The organism is Mucilaginibacter inviolabilis (genome assembly GCF_011089895.1).
GTDB classification, from domain to species: domain Bacteria; phylum Bacteroidota; class Bacteroidia; order Sphingobacteriales; family Sphingobacteriaceae; genus Mucilaginibacter; species Mucilaginibacter inviolabilis.
In genome coordinates this window covers 3196105-3221703 of the sequence record NZ_JAANAT010000001.1, presented here as the reverse complement: position 1 = coordinate 3221703, position 25599 = coordinate 3196105, and the positions used below count along the sequence as shown (strand labels likewise).

The 25599-nt window shown below is 41.3% G+C and carries 15 protein-coding genes; 6 read left to right on the top strand and 9 right to left on the bottom strand.

Annotated elements, in window-relative coordinates; all coding sequences use genetic code 11:
• Window positions 1–59 precede the first annotated feature (59 nt).
• Both G7092_RS13175 and G7092_RS13170 read right to left on the bottom strand, forming a co-directional pair.
• On the bottom strand, window positions 60–539 hold the full coding sequence (locus G7092_RS13175; RefSeq protein ID WP_166090015.1) for a nucleoside deaminase: 480 nt from the start codon (window positions 537–539) through the stop codon (window positions 60–62).
• An 88-nt stretch (window positions 540–627) separates the two neighbouring features.
• On the bottom strand, window positions 628–1227 hold the full coding sequence (locus G7092_RS13170) for an OmpH/Skp family outer membrane protein (RefSeq protein WP_166090013.1): 600 nt from the start codon (window positions 1225–1227) through the stop codon (window positions 628–630).
• A 310-nt stretch (window positions 1228–1537) separates the two neighbouring features.
• Here G7092_RS13170 and gyrB point away from each other — a divergent pair, with 310 nt between their 5' ends.
• Window positions 1538–3496 carry a DNA topoisomerase (ATP-hydrolyzing) subunit B gene (gene gyrB / locus G7092_RS13165; protein ID WP_166090011.1) on the top strand — a complete coding sequence of 653 codons (1959 nt, stop codon included), beginning with the start codon at window positions 1538–1540 and terminating at the stop codon, window positions 3494–3496.
• A gap of 93 nt (window positions 3497–3589) precedes the next feature.
• Here the strand turns inward: gyrB and G7092_RS13160 are convergent, their stop codons facing one another.
• The 4 genes from G7092_RS13160 to G7092_RS13145 form a co-directional block, all read right to left on the bottom strand.
• Entirely contained in the window at window positions 3590–4336 is a 747-nt protein-coding gene (locus G7092_RS13160; RefSeq protein ID WP_166090009.1) for a basic secretory protein-like protein, read from the bottom strand.
• A gap of 245 nt (window positions 4337–4581) precedes the next feature.
• A complete protein-coding gene (locus tag G7092_RS13155; protein WP_166090007.1) occupies window positions 4582–5013 on the bottom strand; it encodes an aspartyl protease family protein in 432 nt (143 codons plus the stop codon).
• 110 nt (window positions 5014–5123) lie between these two features.
• On the bottom strand, window positions 5124–7385 hold the full coding sequence (tamL, locus tag G7092_RS13150; RefSeq protein ID WP_166090005.1) for a translocation and assembly module lipoprotein TamL: 2262 nt from the start codon (window positions 7383–7385) through the stop codon (window positions 5124–5126).
• Window positions 7386–7389: 4 nt separating this feature from the next.
• Window positions 7390–12585, bottom strand: a complete 5196-nt coding sequence (locus tag G7092_RS13145) for a translocation/assembly module TamB domain-containing protein (RefSeq protein WP_166090003.1) — start codon at window positions 12583–12585, stop codon at window positions 7390–7392.
• Window positions 12586–12818: 233 nt separating this feature from the next.
• Here G7092_RS13145 and dnaE point away from each other — a divergent pair, with 233 nt between their 5' ends.
• From dnaE to G7092_RS13125, 3 genes are all read left to right on the top strand, one after another.
• Entirely contained in the window at window positions 12819–16403 is a 3585-nt protein-coding gene (dnaE, locus tag G7092_RS13140; protein WP_166090000.1) for a DNA polymerase III subunit alpha, read from the top strand.
• 799 nt (window positions 16404–17202) lie between these two features.
• Complete coding sequence (gene trxA / locus G7092_RS13130) at window positions 17203–17523, top strand: thioredoxin (protein WP_166089996.1); 321 nt, start codon at window positions 17203–17205, stop codon at window positions 17521–17523.
• A 109-nt stretch (window positions 17524–17632) separates the two neighbouring features.
• Entirely contained in the window at window positions 17633–18553 is a 921-nt protein-coding gene (locus G7092_RS13125; RefSeq protein ID WP_166089994.1) for a DUF58 domain-containing protein, read from the top strand.
• A 97-nt stretch (window positions 18554–18650) separates the two neighbouring features.
• On the opposite strand, the gene G7092_RS13120 is transcribed toward G7092_RS13125, so the two are convergent.
• Entirely contained in the window at window positions 18651–19979 is a 1329-nt protein-coding gene (locus G7092_RS13120) for a sensor histidine kinase (RefSeq protein WP_166089992.1), read from the bottom strand.
• 12 nt (window positions 19980–19991) lie between these two features.
• A complete protein-coding gene (locus G7092_RS13115) occupies window positions 19992–20669 on the bottom strand; it encodes a response regulator transcription factor (protein ID WP_076374238.1) in 678 nt (225 codons plus the stop codon).
• Window positions 20670–20859: 190 nt separating this feature from the next.
• On the opposite strand from G7092_RS13115, the gene G7092_RS13110 reads away from it, so the two are divergent.
• Window positions 20860–22359 carry a glycoside hydrolase family 130 protein gene (locus G7092_RS13110; protein ID WP_166089990.1) on the top strand — a complete coding sequence of 500 codons (1500 nt, stop codon included), beginning with the start codon at window positions 20860–20862 and terminating at the stop codon, window positions 22357–22359.
• Between the two features lie 333 nt (window positions 22360–22692).
• On the opposite strand, the gene G7092_RS13105 is transcribed toward G7092_RS13110, so the two are convergent.
• Window positions 22693–24237: a sulfatase gene (locus G7092_RS13105; protein WP_166089988.1), complete on the bottom strand. Its 1545-nt coding sequence runs from the start codon at window positions 24235–24237 to the stop codon at window positions 22693–22695.
• 182 nt (window positions 24238–24419) lie between these two features.
• On the opposite strand from G7092_RS13105, the gene G7092_RS13100 reads away from it, so the two are divergent.
• Entirely contained in the window at window positions 24420–25562 is a 1143-nt protein-coding gene (locus G7092_RS13100; protein WP_166089986.1) for an MFS transporter, read from the top strand.
• The last annotated feature ends 37 nt before the right edge of the window (window positions 25563–25599 follow it).

Below are 25599 nucleotides of genomic sequence, written 5' to 3'. Positions count from 1 at the left end.
GTGTTGCCATCCTGAGCGCTTGATAGATCCTTCGCTGCGCTCAGGATGACAAGTCTGGTTTAATAGTCCGTTTTATTTTCAGCGTTTTCCCAAAGCTTAAAGGCTACCAGGGCCTCGTCGCGAAGTAATTGTACAAACGGTAATTTTCGTTGGGCCATTGGGTTTTCCAGTTCATTATAAATAAAATGATCGTCAAAGCCAATCGCAGCAGCATCGGCTTTGGTATTGGCATAGTAAACCTTATCAATACGTGCCCAGTAAATAGCTCCGAGACACATCGGGCAAGGCTCACAACTGGTGTATATTTCACAGCCCGACAGGTCATAAGTCCCCAACTCCTGGCAAGCCAAACGTATCACAGAAACTTCGGCGTGAGCGGTAGGATCATTGGTGGGTACTACACGGTTGGCGCTACGGGCTACTATCATTCCATCTTTTACTATAACAGCACCAAAAGGGCCGCCAGTACCTTGCTTTACGTTATATTCTGATAGTTCAATCGCTATCTGCATAAACTTTTCGTGAACCGTATTTTGCATATACATCTAAATTAAAAAAACCTCAGCCGAAGTTGAGGTTTTTAAAGTTAATATTTTATGATTTTTTGTTGTCTGATTCAGAATACGCTTATTTTTTGTCTTTAGCGTAAGCTTCGTTCAGTCGTTTTACTACATCGGCAGTAACATCTAACGATGGGTCGCCATATAATACGGTAGGATTAGCTTTTGAGTAAGTTAAAACCAGCTTGTATCCTTTTTCTTTAGCGTAAGTTTTTGTAAAATCTGCTATCTTATCATACAACTTGGCATTTTCAGTTGCCTGGGCATTCTGAAACTCAGCATTGGCATTTTGTTGGTAGCCTTGTAATTCCTGTTGTTTACGCTGTAAACGCTGCTCGGTAGTCTGACGCTGATCGGCAGGAAGAGTAGCAGCATTTTTTTGATACTCTGCAACCTCACGCTGAAAAGCCTGGCCTTTTGCCTGCAGGTCGCCCTGCGAAGCTTTGCCTTTATCTTCCAAACGTTTTGACATATCTTTAAAATAGTCATACTTATTCAGTAAGCTATCAGAGTTTACGTAAACAATTGTTTCTTTAACTTCGCTCGAAGCTGTTGTAGCCGCAGTGGCAGGTTTGTCGGCAGTTTTATTTTGATTGCAGGCGGCTATGCTTCCGGCAATTAATATCCCTAATGTGAACTTTGTTAATGTTGAAGCCGTAGTTTTCATCTAATTAATTGATTTTTTCGTGTTTTATTAGCTGGCGATCGTTAAGTTTTACGCCTTTATTTATTCTTTATCAAACTCCTTTGTGCAATTATAACGTTTTGTGCAGCTGCACACGAAGGTTTATCTTTTTTAAGTAAAAATTTTGACAAAGATAATCTTTCATTACAAGTATCCTAATCTGATATTATTTGAACTGTTTTTTTAAGAATTAAAGACATCGTACAGTATTCCACACCTGCATTTTTATCAACAACTAATCGTTAATCTCGTGTTAATTTCGTATTTTTGAAGGTTGTTGTACTAAATAAATATGAGCGAAGAAAATCAGGACAAATCCAATTATTCAGCAGATAATATACAGGTATTAGAAGGCTTAGAGGCAGTACGTAAGCGTCCCTCGATGTATATTGGTGATACAGGCGTTAAAGGTTTGCACCATTTAGTATATGAGGTTGTTGATAACTCTATTGACGAGGCTCTGGCCGGTTACTGCGATACTATAAATGTTACTATACACAAAGGAAATTCCATTACCGTTGTTGATAATGGCCGGGGTATCCCTACCGGTATCAATACCAAAGAAGGTAAATCGGCACTGGAAATAGTAATGACGGTTTTACACGCCGGCGGTAAATTTGATAAGGATACCTATAAAGTATCCGGCGGTTTACACGGTGTAGGTGTGAGTTGCGTTAACGCATTATCAACCCATGTTAAAACCGTGGTACACCGCGAAGGAAAGATATTTACCCAGGAGTACGAACGAGGTAAGCCCTTGTTTGATGTAAAGGAAATAGGTGTATCAGACAAAACCGGAACCACCCAGACCTTTCAGCCCGATCCGGAAATATTCCAGTTCACTACCGAATATAAATACGAAACGCTTGCTGGTCGCTTGCGCGAGCTGGCATTTTTAAATAAAGGCATCCGCCTTACTTTAACCGACGAACGTTTCCCTAACGATGATGGTTCTTTCCCTTCGGAAGAATTTTATTCAGAAGGTGGTTTACGGGAGTTTGTTAAGTTTTTGGACGGAACAAGGGTTTCTATCATCCCAGAGCCTATTTACCTGGATGGTGTAAAAAATGGCATCCCGGTTGAACTGGCTTTTCAGTATAATGATACTTACTCTGAGAATGTATTCTCTTACGTAAATAACATTAATACTATTGAAGGTGGTACACACGTAGCTGGTTTCCGCAGAGGTCTTACCCGTACGTTGAAAGCTTATGCCGATAAATCGGGCTTGTTGAAAAACATGAAGATCGAGATCACCGGTGACGACTTCCGTGAGGGGTTAACCGCTGTAGTTTCGGTAAAAGTTCAGGAGCCGCAGTTTGAGGGGCAAACCAAAACCAAATTGGGTAACAACGAGGTAATGGGTGCCGTGGATATGGCTGTTGGTGAGATTTTGGGTAACTTCCTGGAAGAAAATCCGAAAGAGGCCAGATTAATCGTTAACAAAGTAATACTGGCAGCTACTGCCCGTGCTGCTGCCCGCAAGGCGCGCGAATTGGTGCAGCGCAAGAGCGTAATGACAGGATCTGGCTTGCCCGGTAAGCTATCTGATTGTGCTAATAATGACCCTTCACTTTGTGAAATATACCTGGTGGAAGGTGACTCGGCGGGTGGTACCGCCAAGCAGGGCCGCGACCGCGAATACCAGGCTATTTTACCTTTACGTGGTAAGATCCTGAACGTGGAGAAAGCCATGGAGCACAAGATATATGAGAACGAGGAGATCAAGAACATGTTTACCGGTTTGGGCGTAAGCCGCGGTACACCTGAAGATGATAAAGCACTGAACATTTCTAAACTACGTTACCACAAAATCATCATCATGACGGATGCGGACGTGGATGGTTCGCACATTACCACGCTGATCCTTACTTTCTTCTTCCGTTATATGAAGGAGCTGGTTGAGGCGGGTTATGTTTACATTGCATCGCCACCACTGTACCAGGTTAAAAAAGGCAAGGAATCAGAATATTGCTGGAACGATGTGCAGCGCGACGCCGCTATACAGCGCTTGAAAGGTGCTGGTAAAGAGGATAGCGTACACGTGCAGCGTTATAAAGGTTTGGGTGAGATGAATGATATTCAGCTTTGGGATACTACCATGAACCCGGCCACTCGTACACTGAAACGCGCCACCATTGAAAACGCCGCTGAGTGCGATCATACCTTCAGCATGCTGATGGGGGATGAGGTAGCACCGCGCCGCGAATTTATTGAGCGCAATGCCAAATACGCTAAAATTGATACTTAGCATACCCGCTCTTTGGAGCTTATAAAATTAAAAGCGGTTGTTTCATCAGGAAACAACCGCTTTTTTTGTTTAATAATTTATATAAAAGGTAGCCTATAAAGCAGGATTTGCGGAATATTGCGCCCAAAGCTGATCTACCGTTTTGCCGGTAAGCTGTACCCAGGTATTGCTGGTATATCCACCGTTATGACAGGTTGTATTTAAATTATTTAAAATAGAACTGTTTACATGCAGCTCCAGCCAGGCAAAAAAACGGGCGGTAACTCTGTAGCTATCCGTGTAGTTTTGTGATGATGACCATGCCGGTAACGACCAGCCCGCATTGGCATTATTTACGCCGAATTTATAACGACTATAATCTGCCATACCTTCGGTAAGCCATCCGGGTACACCTCCGGGATAGGCCTGTACAATATGCATTACCTCATGGGTTACTACATCATAATCGGCAGGATTGTTTTTGAACCAGGCCGGGCTAAATGTGGTAATATTATTTGACGTAGCAGCTACGCCGTTATAAGCTGGATCAACCACAAACGTAACATTTTTGGTGGCCGAAGTATTAAAGCGGTTTACCATGGCCGGATAAACAGTAAAAAAAGTATTCACAAAGTTTTGGCGTTCCTGATCGTCAAAAGTAGCCTCTTTATTGGTAAATGTGAGTTTATACCCATTACTGGTGTAAACTACAGTGCCAACAGGTGTAACGGCAGCCGTAATCTTGTTGGATGTTTTACTTGCTGCATTATCCGGTACAGTATTCTCTGATTTTTTGCAGGAAAAGATGGTGCAGGTCAATGCACATGCCCATAAAGCAGGCAATTTAAACAGGTTTCTCATGTTTTACGTTTTGATAGGTTATTAAATATGTATTAACTGGTATTTAGCTTTAAAATATGGTAAAATTTATTTAATAAAACGTTTTACTAATATAGTATAATATTGTTAAAATATATATTATAAAATTTTATTAATTTATATTGTTGGTTTTTAGTTCCAATAAAGAGGTGAAAAAATAATAAAGTATATTATTTAATAATAGGAAACTATTGAAGGGGGTAATATGGAGAGATTTCTTTGAATTATTAAAAACGGGGCTTTTTTAGCTTCAACACTTGTTTGCCATAATCAATAACGGCTTTATACTTCATCAATATATCTCCGCCCAATACACCCAATACTTGCGGATGTCCCATCTGACTGTAAGCTATATTAATGGTGGAAAGATCAAGCACAGCCACCTCAAAGTCGGCGATTGTCATATCACCTATCAGCATTCCACTGATGATTGCCGTGAATGACTCCATGGTATTAGTTCCCAATCCGGTTGAGAGCCTGTCGCTGGCTAATACCGCCATGGTTTCATTGGCCTCCAAAAGCGCTGTGCGGTCAAAGGCGGTTTTGGAAGCTCCCGTATCCAATACTACTATAAAGGCTTTACCAAATAAGGCAACTTCCAGCAGTGGATGAAAACCGTCGTCATGTAGGTCAATGATCTGTAGGGGGATAGATGTCATTTTTTAATTAGTGAGTTATTGAGTTAGTGAATTAGTGATTCCACAGCTCCATTACAAAAAAACAAAAGTGAGCATTTATTCACTAAATCACCCATTCACTAACTCAATAATTAAAATGGGTAACCAATGGCCAGGTTAAATACGCTGTAGCGGAAGTTCATATCCCATTCTTTTTTCCCTGGCCGGTTGTATGGGTATCTAAGCGGTACACCCAAATCGGTACGTAATACTAATACCGATAGGTCAAAACGTAAACCAAAGCCTGCGTCAACGGCCATGTCATTTAAAAAGTTTTTGGTGAAAACCGCACCCGGTTGTAAACCATTGGAGTTTTTTAGCCATATATTACCGGCATCAACAAATAGCGCTCCATATACTATACTAAATAATTTGGGCCGATACTCCAGGTTGGCTTCTATTTTGATATCGCCTGATTGATCAGGGAAAAAGTTACCAGCCGCCACCTTTACAACATAAGAACCCGGACCTATAGTTCGTGCCTGAAAACCTCGCAGACTGTTAGGGCCGCCTATAAAAAACTGTTGACTGTACGGCAGCTGGGTTGAGTTACCATATGGGAGGCCAACTCCTACCAATAATCTGCTGGCAAATGTGCTGTTGGGCCCGGTTTTATGAAAAAACCTGATCTCATTCTCAATTTTTATGTACTGATTAAAGTTGGCACCGAAAATTTGTTTCACTTTGCCTTTCACGGTATCAGCACCGGAAATAATGCCATATAAATTGTTTGACAGACTTACTTTTCCATTATAGTAAAAGGTGTTGGTACGATAATTCTCGGTGGTATTGGTATAGGTGTATCCGTAGCTTGGGCCAAAAATAAATTGTTTATCAATAACATGTTTTAAAGCCGGGTTAGTGTTTTTAGGGTTATTAATACTATCCAGATACAGCTGTGATATATGCTGAGGGTTGACAAAGTTGAAATTGAAAATGTTTAACTCATGAGAGCGATGGACAGATTCTTTCCATTGATAACCAAATGAGGCATTAAAGGAATTTAGTCTGTATAATTTTTGCCGATCGACCAATGTATATCCCAGGGTAACATTAGTATGAGGGATATAGGCATTATCGGCCTTGGGATAAAAAGGGCTGATAAAGCGCGGCCATGATAAAGTTGTTTGTATACCTGCCTGGTAAACATTAAAACCGTTGTTGTTTCCCCCAAACTGTACATCGGTACTACCAAACAAGGTTACTTTTAAAGCTTCGCCACCTTTAAAGGCATTACGGTTAAGCCAGTTAATGTTTATCTGGGTACCGGTATAATTGGCCGATGTGGTACGGCCTAATAACTCCAGTTGTAACGATTTCTTTTTATAGGGTGTTAAAAAATAATATACATCCAGTTTAGCGGAATCTGTTACATCCTCGAATCTGTTCTTTACAAACTTGTACGGCCCAAGATTAACAAAACGGTTTAGTGAATTATTATGGTCGGTTCGGTTATATACTTCGCCGGGGCGCAGCAAGACAGTATTGGCAAAAATATAGCTGTTCACTGTTTTTCGTTTCTCCACAATATTATACCAGCGATATTTTTGTGCTTTATCCAGCATTAATGAAGTATCGCGCAGGGAGTAGCTTGGATATACGTAAATATTATTAATGGTATAAATTTCTTGTGCTCTCTCCGAAATATCGCGTTTAATGGCCACAAAGATATCAACCTGATGACCGGCTATGGTACTGTCAACCCGCATGATGAGGTTTTCGGGGGCGAAGTAATAAAAACCTTCTTCCTTTAGTTTGGCATCAATACGGATACGTTCATTTTTGATCACGTCCAGGTTATAATTATTTCCTGGTTTTAGGAGTGTTTGCGCAGCAGTGCCGGTTACAGCTGTATCAATACTTTCACTACCTGGCGGGAATATTACTTTCCGTATTTTATAGGCTGGTCCGGGTTGAGCGGTATATACTACTTTGGCTGTTTTTTTTGTAGTTACTGTATCGCCGTTCACCTGCGCCTGGAAATAACTTTCGTTCTGTAACCTGTTTTGTAATATACTGCTGTTTTTTTCCATATCAACAGCACTTATCAAAACCGGTGGTTCGCCAAATTTGGTATTGAGCCAATGAGCCAGACCTTTGGTTTTTTTTGTGCGGGTTTTATTATAAATCCAAAGTTTAACCCTTAAGCCCAGTATAGCGCCATTGGGTTTGGGGCGCAGCAAAGGCTGTAATTCCTCGCTTAGAGCTTTGGCATCACTTTTTTTAATATCCTTATCCTGAATTTTTACTTCACCACCGGTATACAGTTTCTGGCCAGAAGCCAGGTACTTGGTATTGCTACAGGCGTTCAGTAAAACTGTTAGTATGAGTATATATCTAAAGTGTTTGCTCATAAGCTTAGTTTGAGGTAGTTGTTTGTTTTTTCTTTTCCTGTTCTTTTTGTTCCTCAGTTTTTGCTGCGTCATTAGCTTTATTGGTGGCGTCGTCCTGTGCTTTTTTCTTGTCTTTTTCCTGTTGCAGGTATTTGCGGCGCATTTCTCGTTCCTGTTGTGTACGCTTGCGGAATATTTCTCTGAAGCGATTGTAATCAACAGTGAGTGTGAACCCTAAACCGGTTTCAATAATCTGGCCCTGGATTACAATAAACTCATCGCGACGATAAGCGCGCAGAGCATAGCGACCATCTTTACTTAATTTGTAATTCACAGATACGTCACCCGCAATATTAGTAGCTTTCTGGCCTTGCTGGTTACCTTCCAGGTTAAAGTTATTGCCTACAGTTACCGTAAGCCTGTCGTTCAGGAACCTTTTGGATAATCCTACATTCAAATCCGTTCGGTTGGTAGCCGTTCCGGATGAGTAGTCCTCGCCGGACGTTAAACCAAAGTTCAAATCAACGCCTTCAATAAGGTTACCGGCCAGTTTATTAAGCTGGTCGCTTAACAAGCTGCTTACGCTGTTACGCACCAACCCTTCGGCCGAAAAGCCGGCTCCCTGGCTTTGCAGTGGGTTATCGCCAATAAAATGCCCTAACACCAATACACCCAGTACCTGCTTGTTCATTTCATTAGGATCCTGTCTTACCTGAGCCAAACGTGTATTAACGTTGGTGGTTACTTCGCTTGATACATTATAAGAACTATCAGGCAGTACAATGTCAAAACTGATATCTGGCGTAAGCAGTTGATTTTTAAGACTCAGGTTTACGTTGAATGGTAATTTTTGCTTGTATTGAACAGAATTATCGCTTGAACCTAGTTGATTTTCAACCAGATCAATGGGAGGTACATTGGCTACATAAATAGCTGTCAGATTAATATTAGCGCTGGTTGGGTCGCCCGTCCAAACAATGGTACTGCCTTTTTTAAAGTTAAACTTGCGTTTTACCGTAGCGTAAGACAGGTTATAAGATCCTGAATTTACCTCATAGGTTCCGGTTAAATTGATCTTACCGCTTGGATCGATCGCTGCATTTAAGCTTGCTTCACCTTTCAGGTGTACCACATCACCGTTGCTTTCGTCTATTACAATGGTAAAGGCGGCGTTTTTATTTACGTTGATAGTGGCGGATACATCCAGCCCTTTCACATTTGATTTTTTCAACGAATCAAGTTGTTTGGCCAGTAAAATGGAATCTAATTTAGGCGCGTTCTGATCAATAAATTCCACTACGCCTTTCCGGTCTTCCACACTTGGATCGGTAGTGGGCAGCACTACTGTCATATCCGTTTTTTCGTTTACTGTCAGGTTGGCATCCACAACGGGTTTGTCCATGTTGCCCCTTATTTTAACACGCGTATCTACGAATAACTTGCCATAATACAACTTGTTATCGGCCTGGGTTGAGTTCATGGCCCTGAAGTTACGGGCATTGATGTCCAAACCGAAAGCAAAATCCGTATAGGTTTTAGTGAAAATGCTACCGCTGATAACCGCTTTATTATCGGTAGAATCAACTAAGGTGAAATCATTAAAACGGATGCCCGCATCGTTAAAGGTGATGCTTTCCTGTGGCATACGGAAGTAGGAATTGAGCATAGCCACATTAAAGCCAACCTTGTTAAAATGAATATCACCGCGCACGGCCGGCGCGCTGGTGGTACCGGCTATCTTAAGCTGACCCGTGATGTTACCTGAAGAGTTGCGCAGGCTGCCAAAACTAAAACCTTCAATGCTTTTCATGCTGAGATTGACGATATTCAGGTTCATATCAAACCGGCTTTCCGGGCTGGTATAGTAGGTGCCTGTGAGATCAACCTGATTGCCCCTACCTGTAATGCTCATGCTGGCCGCATAAGCGTTCTCGGTTTGATTGTTTACTTTAACGGCTATATTGCCTACCGTATCACCTTTGAAATTAAAATCCTTAACATCAATAGCCGCGGTAAACAAGGGCGATTTTTCAAGATTGCTGATTTCGGCTTTGCCATCAATTACACCGCCAACCAGTAATGAATCTTGTTTGGCAATTTTGGTAAGGGCCTCGATTCGGAAATTATTAAAGTTAACAGTAACGGGAGCGTTAAATTCCTGTGGGTTACTATTTATACTGAGTACCTGGTTGGTATTGGTAATAGTGAAATTATGTGCCAATATCCCTTTGGGACCATATTGCAGATAGTTATCGGAGCTAACGGCCCAGGGCATATAGTCAAGCAGCAGGCCATCTTGTGCAAAACTGAACTGGTATTGATTCGGCAAAACGCTAAACACCCCGGCAAGACGGTAGCGATCTTTTTTGGCCGCGTCGCGTACCTCTAAACTCACGTTAAGTTTGTTGTCCTGTGCTTTGCCAGATATACTGGTGTACAGCAGGTCTAAAGACGAGCCTACTTTTATTTCGTCAGCCGCCAAATTGTAGTTCAACGCGTTATTGTTGGTATTAATATCAAGCCTGGCATTGTTAACGGTATTGGTGCCATAAACCACTTTTGGGATGGAACCTTTAACTATTAATTCGCCCGACTCACTGTTAAAGCTACCATTCAGCAATACCGGATCAAGCTGTTTCAGGTCAGGGACAAATTGAGTCAGTAATGGTGTTTTTACTAAATGTGCCTCAAATACAAATTGTTGTGGCGAATATTTTGGTTTAACGGCAGGCGGCGGTGTCTTAGATTTTTGACTTTTAACTTTTGACTTTTGACTTTTCACTGCCACCTGCTGCCCGCCGGCTATAGCGGTATTGAAATATTTATTGATCACATCCTGCAGGGCATCGGCTATTTGAGTAAGCTTGTATTTGCCGGCCATATGGGCAGTCATGATGGGGGTTTTTAAACGCAGGGTACTGCTATCGGCATTTGCTGTCGATTTAAGGCTTACCGTATCCAGTTGTATACGCTGTCCTTTGTTTACCACCAACAGATCGGTGGCCAATATATCGGCGTTCAGGTAATCAGGATCTGCGGTTGGTACATTGGCTACCATTTTGCCGTGAAAACGCATATCGTCCTTTACAAAATTCAGTTTTTGCAGGTTAATGCTATCAACCAGCAGCGTTCCATTAACTGATGGATATTTACGATTTAAATAGGCCTTTGCATCCAGACTGAAATTAATATTAGGGTCCTTCATGCGGGCAACGGCGGTATAGTTACCATTTTCCGAACTACCTTTCAGTACCAAATTTTGGTAAGTATAACCCTTCACGTAAGCTTTAGTCAGGTTGCCGTTAAACTGTATGCTAGCTTTTTTAGGATCAAGACTTACACCCTTCAGGTTGGCATCCATGGTTATTTTACCAACCATTTGCGGCTGCTTGGTTAGCGCGCCCACATTCAGGTCATTAGCTTTGATGTGAGCCGTATACATTTCCTTGCCTTTATGCTCGCCGTTTTTCATGGCGGCAACCAGGTCAACCGCGCCATAGCTGGAGCGCAATTGCATTTTGGTATCAAAGTTGGTCATACCGCCTTTGAATGTACCTTTCAGGTTCATTTTTTCAGGAATGCTCACATTAGGAGGGATGCTGCCCGCCGGAGCCAGTTTGGCTATATCCCTGCTGCTGGTGGTGAAATCGGCAATGTTAATATCAAAATAAGCCTTATTCACATCAGGCAGACCTTTCATTTTGGCTGATGCTTTGATATAGGTACTACCTAATCCACTTACTTCAAGGCTGGGGATATCCAGATTATTTACCTGACCTTTAACTTTACCATTTATTTTGAATACCGCGCCAGGCGAACTTTTAAAAGGTTCCATAGTAGCCATTGTTGGCATCAGCAGCAGTACATCTTTTAAACCGAGGCGACTCCCATCTAAATTAGCGTTGACACCCAGGGCGCCAATATTTTTGGTGATAGCGTCAATAGAAGGATAACGCACCTGTACCGATTTTTGAAGAACGGTTTGTGGGGTTTCCAGCAATAGATCGTTCATATACGCATTGGTTGGCCCGTAAAAGAAAGCAGTGTGAAATTTATTGATTTTTAATCCGCTTTTTTCACTAAAGGCGAAGGAGTTGATCTTGCCTGAAATAGTATCGGGGTTATAAGAAATGTTCTCCGCCTCGGCGTTAAGGCTCCGAATGTCCATATGACCGAAATCAAGTCCTTTGGGTATGGCCTTTTGTGCTTCGTTATCAAATTTGATGTTATCGTTAGTGAAATTTACTTTACCCAAAGTAACGGCCCACTTAGATGTTTGTGGAGATGATACCAGCGTATCGAGTTTTTTGGCAGCTTTTACAATAGCTTTTTGTACCGTTTTGGGTTTAGCCAGGCTCAATGCCGCATTGGTATTACTGAGTTCGATACTTTTAATACCTACTTTTTGTTTCTTCAGATCGATCTTATCCATATCAACCAAAAGTTTGTTCAGATTAACATTGGCGCTCATCTCGCTGCTTTGGTAATCAACTTTGATCTTCGATACATCAATAACACCCAAATTCAGATCCATATTGAGCGGTGTAGTAGCTGTATCAACAGGAGGCGGTCCGGTTGGAGTTTGGATAACCCGCGCGTTAACATCAGATAGTGTGATTTTTGGTATGGTGAATTTCATTTTATCCATATCAAAATCTTTGATCCGGGTATCAAAATGCCCGAGCAGGAATTTAACGTCATTACCGGTGATCTTATCTTTGTATTTGATATTGATACGGTCAAGATTAATCTTATCCAATGAGAATTTCATCGTTGAGGTAGTATCTTCGGGTTTTACCTCTTTTTTTTGCTCACCCACAAAAGCTTTGATGATATAATCGAAATTGAAAACACTATCTGCTCCACGGTTTACATTGGCTGTGATACCCTGTAAGTTGATCTCATTAATCTCTACCTTATTGTGAAATAATTTAAACAGGCTGATATCTACTTTTAATTTTTCGCCGGCAATCAGCGTGTCTTTTTTCTGATCTTCAAAATAAACATTTTCTAATACCAGTAGTTTAGGCAAGCCCAGGCTAATATGGCCTATTTGTACTTTGGTGTGGATTTTTCCCTGCAAAAAATTTACCGCTTTATCCTTGGCAAAATTCTGCACTGCAGGAACCTGTATCAGAATAACGATAAGCAGCACCAGGAAAATGATACTTGCAATTATCCAGAGTATGGTTTTTAGGGCTATTCGTCCAATTTTTTTCAACTGTATAAATTTTTCAAGGGTGATGATCGTTCACTGTCAAACATTCAAACAGTATACTTTAGATACCTGTTTGATTAGTCCGGTTTAAGTTACAGCTTCATCAGCAAAATAACTAAACACCTCAACCCATAGATAAAAAAATTATCGGGCTTAGTTTTTCAACACATGATGCGGCAAAGTTGTTTTATTGATAACTTTGTATTTCTACAGGATTTTGCTGAAAAGGATTCATTATGCCAGATTTTTCTCATTTACACGTACATACCCAATTTTCATTACTTGATGGTGCTGCCGATATATCAAAACTATATAAAAAGGCTGCAGCTGATGGTATGAAGGCATTGGCCATAACCGATCATGGCAACATGTTCGGGGTATTTAAGTTTGTGGCTGAAGCCGGCAAGCATAATGTAAAACCTATTGTGGGCTGTGAGTTTTATGTGGTGGAAGACAGGCATAAAAAACAATTTACCAAGGAGAAAAAAGACGTGCGCCGCCACCAGCTGATGTTGGCCAAAAACCCCGAGGGTTACAAAAACCTGGTGAAGCTATGCTCCTTAGGGTACATGGAAGGATTATACAGCAAATGGCCGCGTATTGATAAAGAGCTGATATTAAAATACCATAAAGGCCTCATTGCTACTACTTGCTGTATTGGTGCATCAGTGCCCCAGGCTATATTACGCGAGACACCAGAAAAGGCAGAGGAGGAATTTAAATGGTGGCTTGATCTGTTTGGCGAAGATTTTTATATCGAGCTGCAACGCCATGAAATTCCGGAGCAAACCACTATTAATAATGTGCTGCTTACTTATGCTAAAAAGTATAATGTAAAAGTGATATGCTCCAATGATTCGCACTATGTGGATCAGCAGGACTCCAATGCCCACGATATTTTGCTGTGTGTAAACACCGGTGATATGCAAAGTACGCCGATTGCGACTGATGAAGAAGGCGGCAAGGGCTATCGTTTTGGTTTTCCTAACGATCAGTTTTATTTTAAAACACAGGCAGAAATGGGCAGTCTGTTCTCTGATATTCCCGAATCGTTGGATAATACCAACGAAATTGTGGATAAAGTAGAGGTGTTAAAGCTAAAACGGGATATCCTGTTGCCCAATTTCATTATCCCGGAAGAGTTTAAGATCCACAACACACCCGATGCTGATACGCTGAACCAGTGGGAATATTTAAAACACTTAACCTTTACAGGCGCTAAGGAGCGCTATATAGATATTTCGCCCGAAACAGAGGAGCGTATCAACTTTGAGTTGTTCACCATACGTACCATGGGTTTTGCCGGATACTTTTTAATTGTAGCCGACTTTATTAAGCATGGCCGGGATATCGGCGTATTTATTGGGCCGGGTCGTGGTTCGGCCGCGGGATCGGTGGTGGCTTACTGTACAGGGATCACCAATATCGACCCGATGAAGTATAATCTCCTGTTCGAGAGGTTCCTTAACCCGGATCGTAAGTCTATGCCCGATATTGATACCGACTTTGATGATGCCGGTCGGCAAAGGGTGATTGACTATGTGGTAGAAAAATATGGCAAAAACCAGGTAGCGCAGATCATTACCTATGGTTCCATGGCTGCCCGTACCAGTATACAGGATGTGGGCCGGGTGCTGGATATGCCGCTGCCCGAAATGGCGGCCCTTAAAAAGCTGGTTCCTGAAACTTTGGGTATCACACTTAAAGAAGCCATTGAACAGGTGCCCGAGCTGAAAGAGATTGTAAAAGGGAACGACCTGCGCGGGCAGGTACTGCGGGAGGCCGAAAAGCTCGAAGGTTCGGTTCGTAATACCGGTGTACACGCAGCAGGTATCATCATTGCGCCTTATGACTTAACGGATATTGTACCGGTAGCAACCGCCAAAGACTCCGACTTATTGGTTACCCAGTACGACGGACGTGTAATTGAGGATGCAGGCGTTATCAAGATGGACTTTCTTGGGTTAAAGACCCTGACCATTATTAAGGACGCGCTGCGGATGATCAAACAAAATCATGGCGTACACATTGATATTGATTACATAGCGCTGGACGATCAAAAAACGTATGAACTTTATCAGCGGGGAGATACTAACGGAACGTTCCAGTTTGAAAGTGATGGTATGCAAATGTACCTGCGCGATCTGAAACCCGATAAGTTTGAGGATTTAATTGCCATGAACGCTCTTTATCGTCCTGGACCGATAGAGTACATCCCCAACTTTATTAAACGTAAACATGGGCAGGAACCTATTGTGTTTGACCTTCCGGATATGGAGGAATACCTGGGTGAAACCTATGGTATTACCGTATACCAGGAGCAGGTGATGCTTTTGTCGCAGAAGCTGGCAGGCTTTAGTAAAGGTGATGCCGACGTACTGCGTAAAGCCATGGGTAAAAAGCAAATTGAGGTGTTGAACAAAATGGAGGCCCAGTTTATGGACGGGGCCGTTGCCAAAGGACACCCCAAAGATAAGCTCACCAAAATATGGACCGACTGGAAAGCTTTTGCACAATACGCTTTCAATAAATCGCACTCCACTTGTTACGCCTTTGTAGCGTATCAAACGGCCTTTTTAAAAGCGCATTACCCATCTGAATATATGGCTGCGGTTTTAAATAACCAGAATAATATAGAAAAGATCACCTTTTTTATGGAGGAATGCCGCCGGATGGGGCTGGAAGTTTTGGGGCCGGATATCAATGAATCGGACATGTCATTCGCGGTAAATAAAAAGGCGCAGATCCGTTTTGGGTTAACCGGTGTTAAAGGTGTTGGCGATAAAGCGGTTGAAAGTATTATTGAAGAGCGTGCGGCTAACGGCCCTTATGAAACTTTATATGATTTTGCCCGCAGATCAAATACCCGGAGTGTAAATCGTAAATCATATGAAAACCTGGTTTACGGGGGAGCTTTTGATGGCTTTGGCGTACACCGGTCGCAGTTTTTTGCCAAGACGGAGCTTGGGGTATTAACAGGTGTTGAACGATTGATCAAGTACGCCAATGATTATCAGAATGTACAAAGCAGTTCGCAATCCTCATTATTTGGCGGTTCGGTAGCCTCCTATGTGCCGGAACCCGCTATGCCCGATGTGGAAGAGTGGCCGCTGATTGAGAAATTGAAATACGAAAAAACGGTGATCGGTATATATTTAACCGGCCACCCGCTCGATAATTATAAAATTGAGTTGGAGCGGTTCTGCAACAGTACTGTAAGTGATCTGAAACTGGTACAAAAAGCACGTACAGGTGAGGGTGGGGAAGAGATCATGAGTGCCTTTAACGAATTACGTAAACGGGGCGAGATACGCATTGGTGGCCTGGTTGGTAATGTGCAGCATAAAATGACGAAGACCGGTAAGCCTTTCGGTACCTTTGTATTGGAAGATTATAACGAATCATACGAGTTTGCCTTGTTTGGCGAGGATTATGTGAAATTTCGTAACCTGATGATGGATGGTTATTTTCTGCACATCAAAGGTAACATCGAAGAAAAATTCAGGCAAAAAGATAACTGGGATCTGCGTATACAGGTGATGAGCCTGTTATCGGAAATGCGCGATAAAATGACCAAATCATTAACCGTTTGTCTGGATGTAAACAGTTTGAACAGCAAGTTGCTGGATGATATTCAGCAAGCCATTATGGTAAACAACGAAAAGTACCCGGTTCAGAACTGTAAACTGCGTTTTTTAATTAAGGACAGGGAAGAAGCACTACAGGTTGAGCTAGCCTCCAAATTATTCAAAGTAAACCCCAGTGACGATCTGATGGCCGATATTTTTAATTTGACCAATATACAGCCGGTGCTGAATTAAATTAATTAGTAACGGAAGTAGCCTTCTGTCTGGAATTGTATTGGTATAAGCTTAAAAAAAATGTAAGCGGGGTAGTTATACATAGTAGCCCAAATCCAAGTGGGGCGAATCCGATACATGCGGTAGCGCATTTAATATCTGATGGCAATAACCACATGGAAACAATTACACCCGCTACTGACAGTATTAATCCTAACAGAAACGATAACCCTGCTATAGCTGCAAGAGAGCAATTGATTTTAGAGTTAATTCTTTTAAATGAAAAAATAACCTGAATACCAGGGGCTATCAAAAGCATCAGCAGTGGGATATAAAATGAAAGCATTTGTGATTGGATTACTTTTTATTAATACCCATGTTTAATAAAAGTAACCCTATATTCAATATCTATAGGTAGCTCATTATATTATCGGCAATCAAACAAATTATTTGATTTTTATAATTTCTGACTAAATAATTCAATTAGTCAATAATTGAGTGAAATGTTGATAACTTAGCATTAGCTAATGCCATGGGATACCTTGTTTTTACCATTATTGTGGGTTTACATTAATTAGCCTTGATTTTAAGTAATTATTTGATTTTCAGTAAAATAAGCCCATGTTAACCATGAAAAGTGTAAACCCATGTAAACCCACTTTTGGGCTTTTGCTGAACTTGTTTTTAAAACTTTAGTAAGAAACAATCATGGTGGATGTTTATATTTATATTAATATAATTGTCACATTGTCAGGTCGCAGTTGTGGCAAGCTATTTGAATAGTATATATTTGTAATACAAAAATTAAAAAATAGAAATCATGGCTTTAGAAATAACTGATGCGAACTTTGACGAACTTGTGCTGAAATCAGACAAACCCGTACTTATTGACTTTTGGGCAGAATGGTGTGGTCCTTGTAGAATGGTAGGTCCGGTTGTTGAAGACATTGCAAAAGAGTACGCAGGTCAAGCCGTTGTTGGTAAAGTTGATGTTGACAACAACCCTGGTATATCAATGAAATACGGAATCCGTAATATCCCTGCTTTATTATTCTTTAAAAACGGCGAAATTGTGGACAAACAAATTGGTGCTGTTCCAAAATCAGTTTTAACTGATAAATTGGCTAAGCAACTGGCATAATTATAAAAGGCAAAAATTAAGTTTATTGATAGCTTAATTCACCATATTTATTACCTTAAAAAAGCGTTACCTATTTGGTGACGCTTTTTTTATACCCTATATTAGCCCTATGTCCCGGTTAAATGATGATCAGCAAATAAGGCAACTGGCCAATCTGGAACTATTGGCCCGCCAGGTGGTAGAAGGGTTTATAACCGGCCTGCATCAAAGCCCATTTCACGGATTTTCTGTAGAGTTTGCAGAACATCGCTTGTACAATAATGGTGAATCAGTAAAAAATATCGACTGGAAATTACTGGCCCGAACCGAAAAACTGTTTGTAAAGCAGTTTGAAGAGGAAACCAACCTGCGCTGTTATTTACTGCTGGATACTTCATCATCTATGAATTTCCCCGAAAAGGGGTTGAGTAAACTGCAGTTTTCCGTTTATGCTGTGGCCTCATTAATGTATTTATTTAAAAAGCAACGTGATGCTTTTGGCTTATGCCTTTTTTCGGATAAAATTGATTGGCTGAGCACCGCCAAATCAACCAGCACACATTTATTTCACCTGTATGCCGAGCTGGAAAAAATGTATAACACTCCCCGGGTAAATACAGTTACCCATATAACCGATGTACTACATCATATTGCCCAGGAGATACATCAGCGTTCGATGGTGATCATTTTTAGTGATATGTTGGAGAATAACCTTGATGCCGAAAAATTACAATCGCTGTTTGCTGCCATACAGCACTTAAAATTCAATAAACACGAAGTAGTTGTATTTAATGTCCACGATAAGCAAAAAGAACTCGATTTTAATTTTGATAACCGTCCCCACCATTTTATAGATATGGAAACTGGCGCCGAGATAAAAGTACATCCCGGTAAAATACGCGATGCTTATAGAAAATCTTTAGAGGCATACCGACATGAGCTGGAACTCAAATGCGCGCAATATCATATTGATTTGATTGATGCCGATATACAGGAAGGCTACCAAAACATACTAAAGACTTACCTGGTGAAGCGAAATAAGATGATATAAAAAAAGGCTATCCTTAAATAAAAATAGCCCTCTTAATAGGGGTAACACTTACTAAAACTGCCCAAAGTAATAAACTTTGAATGAAGATTTAGTGAAGTTAAGCCAGATGATCAAATATCAGCTTTACAGAAGTTCCCTTGTTTTTTACCGAGCTTATTTTAACCTTAATATTATGAAAAGCGGTTATGCTTTTCACTATGGCCAGGCCTAAACCATAACTTTCTTTTTCGTCGGTGTCAAACTTCTCAAAGCGGTTAAAGGCATTTTCAATTTGCTTTTGATCCATGCCTGCACCGGTATCAGCAATGGTAATAGCGTAAACATCATCGTTAAGATCATCACTAATGGTAATACTTCCTTTGGGATTGTTGTATTTGATGGAGTTGTTGATGATATTGAACAGTAAGGTATGCATAAGCGGGCGATTACCTTGAATAGAATAAATGTACTTGAGATGATTGGTAAACGTGAGGTGTTTTTCCTCTATACGATCTTCCAATTCTTCATGTATTTCTTTTACTACTCCGGCTATCATCACCATATCGGCTTTGTCAAATTGGTTGTTTTCTACCTTTGATATAAGCAGTAAACTATTAATGATAGATTTTAGGCGATTGAGCGTTTTCAGCGAAGCATGCATCTTATTCTCGCTGCCTTCACTTAAATCTTCATGTAAGAGTATATTTTCAAGCCTTGAACTGATGATGGATATCGGTGTAAGCAATTCATGTGACACATTGGCTATAAATTGCTTTTCCAGTATAAAAAGGTTGGATATCTTTTTCATTAACGAACTTATACTGTCATCAAGCAATTCAAAGTCCTGGGTTGTTGTTTGAATTTTTTCATAATCAAAGTTCATGGGATCATTTACTTTGATCAGCTTGCGGTCAATGATCTTATAAAATGGAGCAAGCAAAAATTTGGTAAACACCAGGTCACTGATGAGTGTAAGTACCAGTGCAATAAATAATACGAGTAAAGTAAACTTTTTGATGATCGACTTTAACTCTTCAACCGATTCAATCGCCTCGCCTATTTGAAGCAAGTAAGTATGTCCGTTAAAATTAAATTTATGGGATAGAATGCGATAAACTTGAAAGTTCTTTTTGTCGAGGTTACGAGGCTCGGTTGTAAATTTTACTTCTTTTGATACATTGGGATCATATTTAGCAGCAGGTGTAATGCTGATAAACTCCTCCTTTAAGATATTATAATCGGTATAAACCTGCTGGCTGCTCAAAAAGCGGTTGATCTCATTTGATTCAAGGCTTTTTAAAGTTTCTTCCTTATCATCCTCTAAACGTACCTCAATGTGGTTATAGGAAATTTTTTCAATGGATAACAGGATAAGCAGGCCGGTAAATAAAATGATGGCTACTTTGGTTAATGTATTATACAGTGCCAGCTTTACCTGAAGTTTCATTTGTAGGTGTATTTAAATATTAATACGGTAACCTATGCTCCTTACGGTTTCAAACCAGTCAATAGGAATGTATTGCGATAGTTTTTTGCGAAGGTTTTTCACGTGCACATCCACAAAGTTAGAGTCTGAGTTGATCTCCAGTACATCACCCCACACATGCTCGGTTAAGTTGGTGCGGGATATTACCCGGTTTTTATTCAGCACCAGGTAGTTGAATATTTCAAACTCTTTTTTAGTCAGGTTAATGCGCTCATCATTATACATCACTGTACGGTTCTGGATATTAACGCGCAGGCCTTTGATATTGATATCATTACTCTCTAAACGGTGCTTTCGGCGTGTGATGGCGTGCATGCGGGCCAAAAGTTCGCTTAATGAAAATGGCTTGGCCAGGTAATCGTCGGCGCCTTGCTCCAGACCCATTACACGATCGTCAACTGCTCCGCGGGCGGTGAGTATAATAACCGCGTCGTCACGTTTTTCCAGGGCCTTCAGCATTTTTAGGAGGTCAAAGCCGTCACCGTCGGGCAAACCAAGGTCAAGCAGTATAAAGTCATAGTTGTTTACAAATATCTTTTCCTCTGCGGATTTTTTGGTGCGCGCGTGTTCAACCGTAAAACCTTCATGACTTAAAAACTCATCTACTTCAAGGGCCAAACCCTTTTCGTCTTCAACAATTAATACATTCATACGCCTGCAATTTACAAAAGATATAAGAATCAAGGTGAATTTCGGAATTCGGATTTTCGATTTCGGACTTTGTCTGTAAGTTGATTCATCATATTACAGCAGGACCTATATTTTGAAAATCCGAAATGAATACAAATTACTCAAATCAATTTACAGTTAATACTGTTAAAGAATAAATACTACCTTCTATATGAGACTTTCCATCGAACGAAAACCCATAAGAGTTAATCCCGATCCCAAACGCGTTATAGCCAGATTCTTTTTCAATGGGAACGACCGAGCTAAAGAAGTGATAGAACGCGTAATGGACATCAGCGAAGAAGAGGCCTTCGGTATCATTTCGCCATTGTTGCAGGAGTATTCCAAACGGCACCGTAACATTACCAGGGTATTAAATCGGCATTGCAGTAAGCTAAAGCCATTATTTAGCGAACTGAATATTGATTTTGACACAATCACGGTTTACCGTAAACTATTGATAGGCTCCTATTTTACACACGAATATTCCATCGAATCGGCGGCGTTTTTTAACCCATCAATCGTAGAGGACCCCGACCAGACCGAACTGGAAGACGGCCAGAAACGAGTGATCATCAGTTTCAGGGCAGTGGGTGAGGGGCATATCTCCTCCATCACTTTCAGACGGGCTTTGATTGATAAATACAATAACATCACTATTCAGCCTTCAGGCAGCTATATTGATGAGGCTGAAATTGTAAGAAACGCGGTTTATAATAAAAAACTGTTTTTTGAAAAAGCAGCTATCACCCAGATCAGTATCGATGTGATCAATGAGCTGGAATCTAAACTCGACCACCATTTTGAATATGCCAACCTGCGCCGTATTATCCTCGATTCACAGAAGCTGCAGGAAAGCGATATGAAACGCCTGGAGTATGATAAAGTACTCTGGCTGGCTGATTCCTACTATGAGATCGTATTTTCGCTGGATACCGATATATCAGACAGGGTTATATTCCCCATATCGGAGTATGAACGGAAGGGCATCGAAGACGCCCGCTTTGTGAAATTCTTCAACGAGGATGGCACGTACGTATACTATGCCACCTATACGGCCTATGATGGTTCGCTGATTATGCCTAAATTGCTGCAAACCACTGATTTTTATAATTTTAAAATTATGCCCCTTTATGGTGCGGGCGCCCAGAATAAGAATCTGGCGCTTTTTCCACGCAAGGTGAATGGCAAGTTTGTGATGATATCCCGTATTGATGGCTGTAATAACTATATCATGTACTCCGACAAGATCAACATCTGGGAAAAGCCCATGTTGCTGCAGCAGCCTAAATTTACCTGGGAGTTTATCCAGATAGGCAACTGCGGATCGCCGATTGAAACCGAGGAGGGCTGGATTATGATTACCCACGGCGTAGGCCCCATGCGGCGCTATGTGCTGGGTGCAAGCCTATTGAAGCTGGATGACCCAACCATTGAAATTGGCAGACTGAAAGAGCCCCTGCTGATCCCAAACAGCGATGAGCGCGAAGGGTATGTGCCCAATGTACTCTACTCTTGCGGAACTATTGTACATAACGACAAACTCATTATCCCTTACGGGGTGTCCGACTCATCAACGGCCTTTGCCGAAGTTTGCCTGGACGAGCTGCTCAAAAAATTAAAAGAGGATGCGGCGGAACATAAAGCAAAAACCAAGAAGCAGAAAGCTTGATCCAAAAACTTTTTAAACCTTGAATTTTAACACTTTTCGGATCAAAATAGGATGAAAATCGCCTAAAAAACGCTCGAAAAACTCTCATTTTAACACTTTTTAACAAATTTAAACGCGATTTTGAGCTGTTTTTTAAACTTTAAAAAGTATTAAATATTTGATTGTCAAATAACTATACGAAAAATGGCCGATTTTTGAGCCATTTTTCTCTTAACTAAACAGCCCGTTTTTTCCTTTTTGATCGGGAAAAAACGGGCTGTTTGTGTATTGTAAATATACTAAATTATCGGCAGATTTTTGCCGATAAATTTTTCCAATGTCAACTTTAAATGTTCAAAACCCATTAGCTATCCCTATCGGCTTTCCGGTTTTTTTGTCAACGGGCATTGGGGCGTTCCAGTTTTTTAACTGATCTCTTAACTGTTTTAGCAGCTGGGTTGTTTTAGCTGGATCCTTTCCGGATAAGTCCTCTGTTTCCGAAATGTCGTTTTTTAAATTATAAAGCTGCATGCTGCTGTCGCGCATGTGGTAAATCAGTTTCCAGTCGCCCTGGCGTATGGCGCTGCAATAGTTAATGCCGGGGCCATCTTCGGGGATCCATTTATTAGGATAGTGCCAAAACAAAGAACGCTGGTTATCGGTATAGGCTGCATTCTTTAAAACCGGTACAAAACTTTTTCCGTCTATTTTCTGGATGGTCCGATAGTTTTTTACACCGGCCATTTCCAATATGGTTGGGAAAAAATCCTCAATAATTACATACTGGTTTGCTATGGATGCTGGTTTGGTTATTCCCGGCCATTTTACCATCATGGGCTCGCGGATGCCGCCTTCATTTACAGAACCTTTCCCGGCTTTGAGTGGGGCGTTTTGAGTATGTGCTGGTCCGTCCCTTGGTGGGGCCAGGCTTAAACCGCCATTGTCGCTCATAAATATAATAATGGTATTGCCATCTGCGTGCTGCGCTTTTAGGTAATCCATGATATCGCCCAGGCTTTTATCCATACCTTCAATCATGGTGGCGTATTTGGCCTCCTGCATATCCAGGCCGGCATCCAGGTATTTTTGATAGAAGCGCTTATCGGCCATCAGCGGAGCATGAACGGCATAATGAGCCATATTTAAATAAAACGACTGCTTGTTCCGGATAGGTTCATCCAGTGCTTTTAGGGCCTCTTTGGTAAGGGCCTCCGTTAAAAAAGTTTCTGTTCCAAAATATTCTTCCAGATCGGGCACGGCCTGTGGTGTGGCTTTACCGGGCATATTTCCATAATTCTCGGTACCCAGATAGCTTTGCGGGTGCCCGGCCGCATGGCCCGAAATATTGACCATAAAACCCATGTTATATGGATTAGCCCCGGGCGTTCCGGCCGATGCCCAATGTGCCTTACCTACATGAATGGTATAGTACCCGGCAGCTTTAAGTAACTCCGGAAATGGTGTTGCATACAAGGTGTGTGCTATTCCCGGCTGTGGACTTAAACCATTGTAATTCCATTCGGCGGGTAAAAACTGATCGTCTTTGGCATCGGTTGGCTCGTTACGTTGCGGCGATGTCCAATTGGTAATGCCATGATGTGCGGCGTTCATACCGCTAAGCATGCTGGTTCGGGAGGGGGTACAAACAGGTGCAGCATAGGCATTGGTAAACTTCATCCCTTCGCGGGCAAGCCGCTCCATATTGGGTGTATGATAGCGTTTATTTAAAGCGGTTGCCTCCGTCCAGAAAGGTAAAGAGGTATCCTGCCAACCCATATCATCAACCAGGAATACAATAATGTTTGGGCGCGATTGCGGCTGTTTCTGGGCTTTGGCTATAGATATTTGTCCAAATACCAGCAAGGCGCCTATCGCGCTTTTAAGTAAAGATGATTTCATTTGTAGGGCTTATTTATGGCTAGCCTAATATCAAACATTTTTGATATAAGTTCAAATAGATGATACAGCTATCATTTATAACTATCTTATACTTTCCAAATTGATAGTATGCTACTTCAAGGTAAGTATATGGTATCGGAGATGTGTTTGCCGCAGATTTGCATAAAAATTAAAAAACTTTTATGCAAAAAAGAACCCTTTACATTTTAGCAGTAGGCATTTTCGGCATCGGAACTACGGAGTTTGGTGTTATTGGCATTTTGCCGCAACTGGCATCGGCATTTCATGTAAGTATCCAGCAGGCAGGGTGGTTGTTAAGCGGCTTTGCATTGGCTGTTGCTGTTTCTGGTCCGTTTATGATGCTATTTTTATCGGCCTTCAACAGAAAAAACTTACTGGCTTTTGTTTTGGGCGTATTTACCTTGTCCAACCTGTTATCCATCGTGTCGCCAAATTTTGGCTTCCTGTTGGCGGCACGGATACTGCCTGGTTTTTTTCACCCGGTTTACTGGTCTATCGCTTTATCAACCGCAGCCAATATAGTGGCCGAAAAGGAAGCACCCAAAGCTGTCGGCGTTGTATTTGGTGGCTTTACCATTGCCAGCATCATAGGCGTACCAATGGCTACCCTAATGGCCGATGTATTTAACTGGAAAGCATCATTCATGCTCTATGGTTTTATAAACCTTGTTTCATTGGCTGGCTTGCTGCTCTTTTTACCCGATATTCCGATCCCGGTTAAAAAAGACACCGTATCTCATGCCGGTATTTTGAAAAAGAAAATATTATGGCTGAATTTACTGCTGGCTTGTTTTATAATAGCGGCCATGTATGCTACTTATGGCTACATGGCCGATTATTTAGGCAAAGTAAATCGCATGAATGGCAAGCAGATCAGTATACTGCTCTTTGTTTTTGGGATAGCAGGTGTTTTGGGCAATTATTTGGCGGGTAAATTTTTGAGTAAAAACAGAACGGTTACCACATTGCTGTTTATACCCGCCTTAGCTGCCGCACATATATTGCTTTATTTTTTAGGCGCCCAATTACTGCCGATTGCCCTGATGGTAGCCGTTTGGGGATTGATCCATACGGGTGGTTTTTTGATCAGCAATATTACGGTTACCTCTTCGGCTCCAGAGGCTCCAGAGTTTATCAATAGCATTTTTACCTCCTGCGGAAACATCGCTGTAACAATGGGCACATGTGTTGGAGGATATTGGATAGTGAAATTTGGTATCCATCAAATTGTATGGTCGAGTGTATTGCTACTGGTATTGGCATTGGTGATGATCCTGGTAAAAGAAATACAAGCCAAGGTTTAAGCTATATTCTGTTGATGTCACAAGCAAGGCGCTTTCA